Source organism: Kangiella aquimarina DSM 16071 (genome assembly GCF_000374105.1).
Classification (GTDB): Bacteria; Pseudomonadota; Gammaproteobacteria; order Enterobacterales; family Kangiellaceae; genus Kangiella; species Kangiella aquimarina.
The window spans coordinates 524143-536998 of the sequence record NZ_KB893651.1; the positions used below are offsets into that span (position 1 = coordinate 524143).

Here is a 12856-nt window from a genome sequence, read left to right on the forward strand (position 1 = left end):
TGTCTATTAGAAGGTAAAAAGTGGATAAGCAAAATAACAAAATTACTATCAGCATTGATGAGTATCAAGAGCTCGTCAATAAACAAGTTGCACTTAAAGCGGAAGTCAATGATGTTCGTAATTCAACTTCTTATCGACTTGGAAACACGTTACTTAATTCACTTAGATCCTGGAGAGGAATCCTTTCACTTCCTAAATCACTATATCGAGTATACAAAGATGCTAGGACAAAGCAAAACTTTCATTTAACACATGGTTATAAATTATTCGGCGCACCAGTAAGGGAGCCAATTGCCAAACCCAAGTCAAACATTTCATCTAAAGATATTTCTAATATACAAGAGTTAGTTAGAGGAAAGATAAATGGAAGAAAGGTTCGGATGGCAGCAATTATGGATGAGTTCACCTACAGCTCGTTTGCTCCAGAATGTGAACTTTTATTATTAACTCCAGACAACTATGTAGATGAGTTAGAAAACTTTAAGCCAGATCTTTTGTTCATTGAGTCGGCCTGGAAGGGTAAAGATAAACTATGGGAACGAAAAGTTAGTACATGTACAGAAGAAGTTGTTGGTTGCATAGATTGGTGTTTCGATAATGATATTCCTACACTTTTGTGGAATAAAGAAGACCCAGTTCATTACAACTCATTTCTTCCACTTGCCAAGTTTGTAGACTATGTATTTACTACGGATTTTGATTCAATTGCCAAGTATAAGGCAGCGTTAGGACATGAACGTGTGTATGTACTTCCTTTTGCTGCTCAGCCTAAATATCACAATCCGATAGAGAAATATCAACGAAAAGATAGTTTCAACTTTGCGGGCTCCTACTATGTTCGTTTTCCTGAGCGAATAGCTGATTTTAAAACATTAACAGCAATAGCAGATTCATTTAAGGGAGTTGAGATATACGATAGGAATTATAACGCACCACATCCACATTTTGAGTTTCCAGATGAGTATAAAGATAAGATCCTAGGTGGCCTTCCTTTCTCGGAAATTGATAAAGCATATAAAGGCTATAAGTTTGGGATAAATATCAACACAATAAAGCAGTCTCAAACTATGTTTGCTCGGCGAGTTTTTGAGTTGATGGCCTCTAATACTATTGTGTTAAGTAACTATTCGCGTGGTGTCAGAGAGCTTTTTGGCGATCTTGTTATCGCTTCCGATGATACCAGATGCTTATTAGATGGTTTAAACAATTATGTTTCTAACGAAATTGATTACAAAAAATATCGTCTATTAGGTCTACGTAAGGTAATGAATGAACATACCTATTCGCACCGACTTAGCTTCATTCTGGCAAAGTTAACTGGGCGAGAATTTGTCATTAATAAAAAACAAATAAATGTCTTTGCTGTAGTAGATAGTGAGGATGCTTTTAAAGATGTAATTGAAAGCTTTGAATCTCAATCGTATCCTAATAAATTGCTACATGTTCTTTTTAAATCAGATAGTAATTCAGGTTATAAATATTTAGGTCAAATAAATTGCACTAATGATGAGCAAGAATTTAATAAATATTTCAGCTCGTTAAATTCTGATGATGTCTGTGCAATTTATAAGCCAGGTGATTACTATGGCACAAGTTATTTAGAAGATATGTGCTTAGCTTTCGATTACTCAGATGCTCAAGTTATTACTAAATCTTCATACTTTAAATATCAGGAAAATGGGTTTAAGCAAATTAACTTTGGTAATGAATATAGGTTAGTATCAGATGCTGATCCGTTTAGAACAGTATTTAAGAAAATCGTTGCTCCTAACTCCACAATTTTTGAATTGCTATCTAAGGCTAGCATAATAGAGCCAACAAATAGTAAAGCTCTTTCAATTGACTGCTTCAATTACTGTGAAAATACCAAACAGGAAATAGTAGGCATTGACTACAGCTTTGTGTCTGATTTATCAGTTGCTGATAAAGGTGTTAGTACCTTGTCTTACTTCGATGAAGTAAAGGTAAGTGGAACATTTGAAACTGGCTACCGTTCTGGAAACGGGTCCATAGTTTCTTTGAGAAGCGATACATTAAAAGAAATAATACCACCTTGCAGTAATACCTTGTCTGTTGAAGTCCAGTCTGGATTGGTAAAATTTAGTTCTGAAGTAGAAGCAGTCGAAGGTGAGTCACAAGTTTTATTCTTCAACAAGTTCTTTGCGCGTGAAGAGTTAAACCTTCTGTCAAACAATCAATTTTACTTTGATATCGAATCCACTTTTGATGGCGCATTCTCAGTATTTGAGTTCTATGATTATAATAATAATTTTATTTCTACGCAGACAAACCCTATTGATGGCGCCCACTACTCTCTGTCTATTCCTCCACTATGCACATTTATCAGATTGGGAATTCAGTGCTTAAAAGCTGGCGAAGTATCAATAAAGCAAATTATCATTGGTCAACTATTTGAAATTCCATCAACGGTTATTGGCAAGTCTGAAACATTGGTTTTAACGAATCAGTATCCATCCTATGAAAATCTTTATCGATTTGGGTTTCTTCATTCAAGAATAAAAGGATATAAAGATTTAGGCAGAAATGTTGATGTATTTAGACTGACAAATGAAGGCACTGCTCCATTTAGAGAGTTTGAAGGAGTAGATGTTGTCCAGGGAGATATTAATCTCTTGGATAGAACATTGTCGACGGGGCAGTATAAGTGCGTACTAGTGCACTTATTGGACAGTGCTATGTGGAATGTTCTTAATAAGTATATAGATGACATTAAAGTAATCGTTTGGGCGCATGGTGCTGAAATCCAGCTTTGGAATAGGCGCGAATTTGAGTTTGAGCGCATGTCTACAGCTGAAGTGGGTAAGCAAAAAAAACTTAGTGATTTAAGGAAAAAGTTTTGGATAAGCATACTTAGGGAACCACATCCAAATCTCAAACTTGTTTTTGTATCCGAATACTTTAAAAATGAGGTGTTTAATGATTTTGGGGTAACTTTACCGGATGAACAAGTTGAAGTTATACATAATTATATAAACGATCAATTATTCCCATATTCACTGAAACCTCCAGAATTAAGGAAGAAGATACTTTCAATAAGACCATATGCAAGTAGAAAGTATGCGAATGATTTAACCATTAAGACAATTCTGGAGCTATCCAAAAGAGATTTCTTTGATGACTTAGAGTTTTGCTTGGTAGGTGATGGCCCCTTGTTCGATGAACTTACATCACAGGTTTCATCTTTTAAAAATGTTCAGATTCATAGAGGTTTTTTAACCCAGGCAGAAATCGCTAAGTTACATAGTGGTTACGGAGTTTTTCTTACTCCTACAAGAATGGACTCTCAGGGTGTATCAAGAGATGAGGCGATGTCATCAGGCTTAGTACCAATTACCAATTGTGTAGCTGCAATTCCTGAGTTTTTAGATGATTCTTCAGGCTTTTTGGTTCCTTCAGAAGATCACAAAGCTATGGCGGATGCAATAGAGGCCTTATATAACGATGTGAGACTATTCCAACAGATGTCTATTAATGCGAGTTTACGTGTTAGAAAGCAATGTGGATTAGAGGCAACAATAAAAAAAGAAATGCAATTATTCGACTGTGAGAAATAGTTTGTGAAAAAAAGAGTAAAGAATTTTTCTATAACAATTAATAATTCTAAAATAACATATCTGTACATTCAAAAAAATGCATGTACTGCTTGGAAGCAGGTATTTATTAATGAGTCACCTTTTGAATATGATCCTAATGAATATAGCAATCCAATATCATTTATGGGTAAGTATCATTCCGCAAGTAAAGAGGACATGGAAAGTGCTGAATATCGAATTGTGGTCATAAGAGAGCCCCTTGGTCGAATAGTATCTGCATTTATCAACCAATTTGTTAATAGACTACATCGCCAGACACCGTTTCATAGTAATGTATCGAGCTGTTTAAATAAGCCAGTAGAGGATGTCACCTTCAGAGATTTTGTTAATGTGTATTTATCTCAGCAAAATCAAGACAATGTCGATAGTCATTTTTGGACGCAGAAAAGTCATTTAGGTGACTATAATTATAATAAAGTTATTATCTTAGATGAGCTTTTTACAGAGTCAAAAGCTTTATTTGGTGACGAGTTTGCAAATAAATATTTCAAGAAAAAGCTCAATGCAACTTCTAATGCAAAGAAATATGAAACTAATGCAGTCGATCTGACAACGAAAGAGCTTCATGACAACTTTAAGCAAAAAAAAGGCTGGCCTAGCACTTATTCGTTTTTGCAGGATGATGACATATATAACAAGCTCGTAACACTTTATCATGATGATATAATTTTTTTTGATAGCCATCTAGGCGGTAGAGTTAGTATGCTGGCTTGGAATGAGTTTCTTAATAATGCACGCGTACTAAAAGAGGCTAATACACTCCAAAAGCATAAGTATCCTGTTACCGTTCATGCGCTCAAAGTTAACCGTTCTACCCCAGCAAATACTATGCTTTCTTCTGGTGTAAAAGTGACTAGAGTCAAAGGTAGAAAGCCTCCTGGAGAAACGTTGACTGCAAGAAGTTCATATTATAGCGCCTCGCTGAAGATAATCTCTCAAATTGCAGCAATGTTTAGGATGTTTGTTTCAGTTGTACGAACAAAGCCAAATATAATTCATGCTCATGACATACATGTGTTACCAATTGCCTGGTTGGCTAGTAAGTTTACGAGATCTAAGCTTGTTTATGATGCACATGAAATTAGTACAGATAGAGAAGGGTTGAAGTTGCTGAGGAATTTTGTCGGCTTCTTTGAAAAAAGATTAATGAGAAGAGCGGATGCGGTCATTACTACTACAGACATGAGAGCGAAGTTTTTTTCAAGGGCTTATGGTGTTACAAGACCAACTGTGATTCAGAACAGGCCCAATCTTTACCAATATCAAACTTCTTCAAAAATTCGTGATGAGCTTGGATTGGAGGAGTCATGGCCAATAGTTGTTTACCAGGGCGGTCTCCAGTCTGGCAGAGGTCTTGAAAGATTAATTTATGCAGCACAAAGAGTTGAGAGCGTCTATGTGGTGTTGATCGGAAGTGGGCGATTAGAGCATGAGCTAAAGCAGCTAGCTCTAAGTCTAAATGTTACCAATAAGGTTAAATTTATACCTGTTGTACCTTTAGCAGAATTACCCTTATATACAGCATCTGCAGATATCGGCATTCAGCCTATTTTGAATACTTGCCTCAATCACTATTCAACAGATTCAAACAAGTTATTTGAATATGTGCTTGCTGGCTTACCAGTAATAACAACTGACTTCCCAGAAATTCGAAAGATTGTTGAACGCTATAAGGTTGGTTTACTTGTGGGTGAGAGCGTAGATAGTTTGGCCGCTGCCCTTACAGAAATGGTTGATGACCTTGAGTTGCGTCGAAAATACAAGAAAAATGCTATTAATTCAAGAAAACAGCTATCATGGGAAAGTCAGGAAGATGTTCTAGTAGATTTATATAGCAAGATTTAGGTCAGTGCATGTTAGATTTCAGGCAAGTCTGAAACGCTTTCCTGCATTCGTTTTGTGATAATAGATTAATTACCCTAAATTTTACTTTGTTTCTTTTTATTTGTGGATTTGCTTTTGCTTATATCAAGCTCTATTACTTCTGCAGATATCTTTTGCTCAAATCTAAGAATTACTTTTATATAGAACAGTAATGAGGCAATAAAAGAAAGATACAATCCTACCGAGCCGAATTTAAAATAATACAAAGAAGTTCCTAGAGAAAGTCCTAATAGTGTAGCTCCATAAATTAACAGAACAGTTTGGCGTACACTTAGTTCATGATTTAGCAATATGTGGTGAATATGATCCCGACCTGCCAAGAATGGCGAGCGTCCAGACTTAATTCTTTTAAATAGTACTGTAGTGATGTCCCATAACGGTAAGGCAAATAGCCATAACAAGTAAGCTGGCTCAAGGGTATTAGTTGTCTTTTGAGGTAAAGTTAAATATATAGCTATATACGAAAGGCTAAAGCCTAGTAAAATGGTGCCTGAGTCGCCCATATAAACACTGGCTTTTTCGCGCCAGCGGAACCGATAGTTGTACAGCCAAAAGCCCAGAGTTGCTCCTAATAGTGAGCTTGAAATTAATACTACCTCGCTCCCACTTTCTACAGAAAATCCAAGAATAAAGAACAAAGTTAGCAAGACTACACCTGAGGCAAGTCCGTCGAGACCGTCGAGCATGTTAATGGCGTTTATTACGCCCAACACTGCCAAAACTGTAATAGGGTATTGCAATATTCCAAGCTGTAAATCAACGCCGGCAAGACTACCTAGAGATGAAAGCCAGACACCATCAATAGACAAGGCTATTGAAACAATAATTGCTTGTAATACGAACCTAAGTTTTGCCTGAAGGTCGAACCTGTCATCTAAGAGACCAACCACAAATAACGCCGAAGCTCCAAGAATTAAGCCTTTGAACTCTGAAAAAAGAGTGCTCGTAAATAAAGTTGTTGTGACGGCTAGAAATATGGCAATTCCACCAACCAAAGGTGTTGGTGTGCATTGGCGTTTGCGTCCGCCAGGGTGGTCAACTAACCCAACTTTAGGGGCAGCTCGTCGCAGTATGGGCAGGCCAGCTAAAACTAATATCAGCGCGATCATCCCTTCGGCTTGAAAAAGTACGTGGTCTGTAATGTCTTCAAGTAAGTTTTCCATGTTATTTTAGCTTATAACTGAGTTGCCAGATTATAGCATGGCTAATTAAAAGCTAAAGGGGTCAAGCCCGTTGTTTCAAAATAAAGTTTTAAATCGGGTATCTTTAACAGAGATAATGAGAAACAATAGGCAGTTAATATTTACAAATTTGTAAAGCCAAGCTGTTGTTAAGTTGGGGCATTAACTAATAATCGGCTATTTTGAAATATCTACAATTTATTAGTCAATAAGCTACAACTAATGGTTTAATCGGATTTATTTAAAATTTATGACTGAATTCTTAACTTGTCGTTCCGGCGCGTCAGTATCTGTGGGAGGGCTTCCAATCAAACCTTATCACTGTTTAGAGGATGCTGTTAGTGCGATCATTAACAGTGCAAATATGGAAGGTGGGTTTGCTGTAGCCGTTAATGCAGAAAAAGTTATTTCGGCAATGAAAGATGAAAATCTGAAAGACTGTTTATTGTCTGCTAGCTTGCTTTATGCTGATGGTATATCGGTGGTCAAAACTATAAAAAGCAAAGGTGTTGTAAACTCGCGTATCCCAGGCTGTGAGCTATGGGTTGAATTAATGAAGAAGGTAGCAGAGTCAGGACAGTCGGTGTACCTGCTCGGTGCAACTGAAGAAACCAACAAAGCTACTGCAAAAAAACTCAAAGAACAGTTTGGAGTTCATAATTTAACCCGTAGAAATGGATTCTTTGAAGACGAGGAAAGTATTATTGATGAGGTAGTCAGACTTAAACCTGAAATAGTTACTGTTGCGTTAGGCTCGCCGAGACAGGAGTTTCTCATTGCAAAACTTCGCGAGGTTCATCCGGGTGCATTCTACATGGGGGTCGGAGGAAGTTATGATGTTTTTGTCGGTAAGATAAGAAGAGCTCCAAAATTGTTAAGACAGCTTCATTTGGAGTGGCTTTACAGGTTAATAACGGAGCCACGTAGGATTGTCAGGCAGTTTTCATTGCTTCACTATTTTGTGTTGCATGTAGCGGGTAAGCTATAAATAGAATCTATTTTCCTTTACAATTGCCTCACTAAAAACAAGGCAGTGTTTAAAATTTAATCGGGTCATTTCTTGTAATGAATAATCAAACACTTACACATCTTAAGCAGCTCGAGTATGAGTCAATTCACATTATGCGAGAGGTCGTTGCTGAGTTTGATAAACCAGTAATGCTTTATTCTGTGGGCAAGGATTCTTCGGTTCTTCTCCATTTGGCGCGCAAAGCTTTTGCGCCGGGTAAAATTCCATTCCCATTATTGCATGTTGATACTACCTGGAAGTTTCGTGAGATGATCGAGTTTCGCGATAGAATGGCTAAAGAGTATGACTTTGAGCTTTTAGTCCATCAAAATCCAGAAGGTCTTGCCATGAATGTAGGGCCCTTTAGTCATGGTAGTGCAACCCATACGGACATTATGAAAACTCAGGCCTTGAAACAGGCGCTTGATCACTATCAATTTGATGCTGCATTTGGTGGCGCTCGTCGTGATGAAGAAAAGTCTCGTGCAAAAGAACGTGTTTATTCGTTTCGGGATAAAAAGCATCGTTGGGATCCTAAGAACCAGAGACCTGAGCTTTGGAATATCTACAATGGAAAAGTCCATAAGGGCGAAAGTATTCGAGTCTTCCCACTATCCAACTGGACAGAATTGGATATATGGCAATATATCTATTTGGAGAATATCCAGATCCCTGACCTGTATTTCTCAAAAGAACGCCCTGTAGTTGAGCGAGATGGCACTTTGATTATGGTCGATGATGATCGCATGCCATTGGAAGAGGACGAAAAGCCTATGATGAAAAAGGTACGCTTCCGTACTTTAGGCTGTTACCCGTTAACAGGTGCGGTTGAATCAGAAGCCGATACGTTACCAGCCATTATTCAAGAAATGCTATTAACAAAGACTTCAGAGCGTCAGGGACGTGTTATTGATCACGATAGTTCCGGCTCAATGGAAAAGAAAAAAATTGAGGGGTACTTCTAATGTCTCACGCATCACCTTTGATTCAAGAAGATATCCTAAGCTACCTTGACCAGCATGAGAACAAGGAGTTACTGCGATTCATTACTTGCGGTAGTGTTGATGACGGCAAGAGCACTTTAATTGGCCGTTTGCTACATGACAGCAAAATGATTTTTGAAGATCAGTTGGCGGCTATTACTGAAGATAGTAAAAAGTCAGGAACTACGGGCGATAAAGTAGACTTGGCTTTATTGGTAGATGGTTTGCAGTCAGAGCGAGAGCAGGGCATTACTATCGATGTTGCCTATCGCTATTTCTCAACTGATAAGCGTAAATTCATTATTGCGGACACTCCTGGACACGAGCAGTATACCCGTAATATGGCAACTGGAGCTTCGACATCAGATTTGGCTATTATTCTGATCGATGCCCGTTATGGCGTACAAACACAAACGCGTCGTCACAGCTTTATCTGTTCTTTGCTGGGTATTAAACATGTCATCGTCGCGGTCAATAAAATGGATTTGGTGGATTATTCACAAGATGTTTATAAATCCATTCAGGCTGACTACCTAAAATTAGCTGGGACCTTGGATATTCCTGATATTCGCTTTGTGCCAATTTCAGCGTTGGATGGCGATAATGTAGTTAATCCAAGTGAGAACATGAAATGGTTCCGCGGCTCACCTCTTATGCATTATCTTGAGATTACAGAAATTGCTCATGATATTAATCTGGAAGACTTTAGGTTCCCTGTTCAGTATGTCAATCGTCCAAACCTTGATTTCAGAGGTTATGCGGGAACTATTGCTTCTGGCTCCATTAAAGTCGGAGACACTATCCGTGCTTTGCCTTCAGGCAAATTATCAACCGTAAAGTCTATTGTTACTTTCGAAGGTGAGCTAGAAGAAGCTTCAGCACCTATGGCCGTGACTATTACGCTAAACGATGAAATAGACATTAGCCGTGGCGATATGATTGTTAAAAAAGATAATCTGCCGCATGTTTCTTCACGGATGAGAGCAAAGGTCGTCTGGATGCATGAACAACCAATGACCGAGCACAAAGAATACTATATTAAGTTTAACAGTAAACTGACCACTGGCGAATTCGATAAGATCCACCATCGAATAGATGTTAATACAATGGTTGAACATCCTGCTGGTCAATTAGAGCTTAATGAAATCGGCTTGGTGGACTTAGAAGTGGGCGAAAAGGCCATGTTTGATGATTACCGTTCGAATCACAAAACTGGTGCCTTTATCATTATTGATCGTTTGAGCAATGTCACTGTAGGCGCTGGAATGATCGAAGAGCCTCTGTCTGACTCAGGCGAAGATAGCGAGCCTGTAGAGGTTAGTGCTTATGAGTTGGAGCTGAATCAATTTGTAAGAAAGCACTTCCCGCACTGGGGCGCTAAAGATATTTCAAAATCTAAGTAACAAGTGTTGGAAACGCTATGCTCTTAGAGCAAGTCTACGTTTTTAGCATTATCATAGCCATGTTGGTGGGGCTGGTGATGAACCTGGCTCGGCCTGCGTGGCTTTTTTCTATGGCCGCGTTAGCGCTATACTTCCCTGGATTTGTATCTGCTGAACGATTCTTTAGTCATGCTGTAAATCCCGCAGTACTGACTCTTATTTTACTACTGATTTGTTCCCTTGCATTAGAACGCACCCGTGCACTTGCCTGGATCAGCAAACAGCTTTTTAGCAAGAGTCAGTTTTTTACTTTAGTTAAAATGGGTGGCTTGGTAGCGGCCAGCTCGGCATTTCTGAATAACACTGCCATTGTAGCTTCGCTAATGGGTGCTGTGCGAAATAACTCGAGCCAGCCTGCCAAACGCTTACTTATTCCATTATCTTATTTTGCCATTTTAGGCGGCACACTGACACTGATCGGGACATCAACAAACCTGGTTGTTAACAGTTTTCTGGTCGACTATGGTGAACCTGGATTTAATTTCTTTGATTTTTTACCTGTTGGCTTAATCATTCTTTTGGTCAGTGGAGTTGCTGTCATAGTGGTGAGTTATTGGCTACCAGAGGAAAGCGTGACTGGTACTGTTTCCAGGGAGTATTTCCTTGAAGCTAAGGTTGATAGCGACAGTATTTTAATTGGTAAAACCATTTATCAGGCTGGCTTGACCACAATCACAGGCCTTGACCTTGTCGAAGTTGTCCGTAATGAACAGGTCATTGCACCCGTAGAGCACAACTTTGAGTTACAGCAGGGTGACCTTTTAATTTACTGTGGTGACGTTAAGTTGGCAAAGCAGCTTGCTAGTGTAAAAGGTTTGAGCGTTTTTGCGGAAGATTCTGGATTACTGGATAAACATCTAAAAGAAGTTATCGTTAGTCCTATGTCCACCTTGATTGGGCGAACTCTAAAGCAAAGTAGTTTTCGGGCCCATTTCGACGCGGCGGTTGTTGCAATTGGACGTAATGGAGGACGCTTGTCTGGCGCACTGGGTGAAGTAGAGATTCGCGCTGGAGACAAGCTCGTTATTGCTACAGGCCTTGATTTTTATAAGCGCCCCAATGTTGAGCGTAACTTTATATTTCTTGATAAAGTCCAGCTGCACCCACCGTTAAAACTTTCTCAAGAAATTATAACTTTTGCTGGTTTTTTTGTTGCTGTAACTTTGGCGGCAACGGGGTTGGTGAATTTACTGACGGCTATGATGGGGTATTTGATACTTATCCTTGCCACTAAAGTTATTAGTACCACGGAAGTACGCCGGCGATTACCCCTAGAAATTTGGCTAGTCATTGCTTCGGCTTTAGCTATTGCTGATGTATTTAACCAGGTCGGTGTCGCAAGTCTAATAGCTCGAGCAGTAACAGGTATGTTCCAGATTGACGGTAGTAATGACCTAACTGGAATCTATCTATCGTTTATCAGTATTTATCTCTTAACCTGGATAATAACAGAGATGGTCACTAACAATGCTGCCGCAGCATTGATGTTTCCAGTTGCTTTTGGTCTGGCAGAATCTATTGGTGTAAACTACATGCCATTTGTTATGGCAGTTGCTTACGGTGCTTCGGCTAGCTTTATTAGTCCGTTTGGCTATCAAACCAATCTCATGGTTATGAATGTAGGAAGCTATAGCTTTAGGGACTTCGCAAGAGTCGGCTGGTTGGTATCCTTAAGTTTTACCATTGTGGCCTTGATAGCGATACCCATTGTGTTCCCTTTCTCATAATTGCAGGAGTTGTTCGTGACAGAAAACATCGTTTGGCATCATCATAATGTAACTCATGAAAACCGTTGCAAGCAGAAGAGTCAAAAGCCTTGCGTTCTTTGGTTTACAGGTTTATCAGGTTCGGGAAAGTCTACCGTGGCGAATGCTGTGGAATCACTATTGCTAGAAAATGGTAACCACTCTTATTTGTTAGACGGTGATAACATCCGCCATGGACTTAATAAGGATTTGTCATTCAGTGAGGATGACCGTGTTGAGAACATTCGACGTATTGGGGAAGTCACTAAGCTTTTCACCGATGCAGGTCTCATAGTGTTATCAGCTTTTATCTCACCCTTTAAAGCTGACCGTCAGCAGGTAAGAGAATTACATGGCGTAGGTGAATTTGTTGAAGTATTCGTTGATACTCCTTTAGAGGTTTGTGAACAAAGAGATCCCAAGGGGTTGTATAAAAAAGCCCGAGCTGGAGATATTAAGAACTTTACTGGCTTGGACTCCCCTTATGAAGCGCCTGAAGCGCCGGAAATTCATCTTAAAACCGACCAGCAATCAGTTGATAAGCTTGCACAACAGGTTCTACAGCATTTAAGAGATAACGGCTTCATATCCTAAAATAATTGCTTGAACCGAAAAAAGAATATGGTAGAATTCCCGCTCTCAAAATAGTCGCGTAGCTCAGTTGGTTAGAGCACCACCTTGACATGGTGGGGGTCGGTGGTTCGAGTCCACTCGCGACTACCAAATTTAAAAAGCCGTGCTTGTCACGGCTTTTTTGTACCTGAAAGAAATGAAGTATGTAGGGGCGATTCATGAATCGCCCGTACAGAAACCTGCTCTCAAAGTTTTGATGGTTGGCAGGACAGCCCGAGTAGCCCACTCGCGACCGCCAGGGCAGCTAATGCTCCATGCATTAGCAATGCATTCCCCACATCCATGTGGGTCAGAAGCGGAAGTGTAAGTTACGCAGGAGCAGTAACTTGTCGACTACCAAATTCAGAAGAGTGCCGCTTAATGCA

8 protein-coding genes and 1 tRNA gene are annotated in these 12856 nt (G+C 39.4%); 8 read left to right on the top strand and 1 reads right to left on the bottom strand.

The features are described from left to right. Positions 1-20: 20 nt before the first annotated feature. Both B158_RS0111790 and B158_RS13340 read left to right on the top strand, forming a co-directional pair. A complete protein-coding gene (locus B158_RS0111790; protein WP_018625590.1) occupies positions 21-3575 on the top strand; it encodes a glycosyltransferase family protein in 3555 nt (1184 codons plus the stop codon). Positions 3576-3578: 3 nt separating this feature from the next. Beyond that, complete coding sequence (locus tag B158_RS13340; protein WP_018625591.1) at positions 3579-5459, top strand: glycosyltransferase; 1881 nt, start codon at positions 3579-3581, stop codon at positions 5457-5459. Between the two features lie 74 nt (positions 5460-5533). Here B158_RS13340 and B158_RS13125 read toward each other — a convergent pair whose 3' ends face one another. Beyond that, entirely contained in the window at positions 5534-6661 is a 1128-nt protein-coding gene (locus B158_RS13125; RefSeq protein ID WP_018625592.1) for an MraY family glycosyltransferase, read from the bottom strand. Between the two features lie 268 nt (positions 6662-6929). On the opposite strand from B158_RS13125, the gene B158_RS0111805 reads away from it, so the two are divergent. From B158_RS0111805 to B158_RS0111830, 6 genes are all read left to right on the top strand, one after another. Continuing rightward, positions 6930-7667: a WecB/TagA/CpsF family glycosyltransferase gene (locus tag B158_RS0111805; RefSeq protein WP_018625593.1), complete on the top strand. Its 738-nt coding sequence runs from the start codon at positions 6930-6932 to the stop codon at positions 7665-7667. 77 nt (positions 7668-7744) lie between these two features. Next, positions 7745-8653 (top strand): sulfate adenylyltransferase subunit CysD, encoded by a 909-nt coding sequence (gene cysD / locus B158_RS0111810; protein ID WP_018625594.1) that lies wholly within the window; start codon positions 7745-7747, stop codon positions 8651-8653. After that, entirely contained in the window at positions 8653-10074 is a 1422-nt protein-coding gene (gene cysN, locus B158_RS0111815) for a sulfate adenylyltransferase subunit CysN (RefSeq protein WP_018625595.1), read from the top strand. The genes cysD and cysN overlap by 1 nt, the downstream gene beginning before the upstream one ends. A 17-nt stretch (positions 10075-10091) precedes the next feature. Continuing rightward, complete coding sequence (locus B158_RS0111820; protein ID WP_018625596.1) at positions 10092-11840, top strand: SLC13 family permease; 1749 nt, start codon at positions 10092-10094, stop codon at positions 11838-11840. A gap of 15 nt (positions 11841-11855) precedes the next feature. Then, a complete protein-coding gene (gene cysC, locus B158_RS0111825) occupies positions 11856-12452 on the top strand; it encodes an adenylyl-sulfate kinase (protein ID WP_018625597.1) in 597 nt (198 codons plus the stop codon). Between the two features lie 52 nt (positions 12453-12504). Continuing rightward, positions 12505-12581: transfer RNA gene (locus B158_RS0111830), tRNA-Val, on the top strand. Positions 12582-12856: the final 275 nt, after the last annotated feature.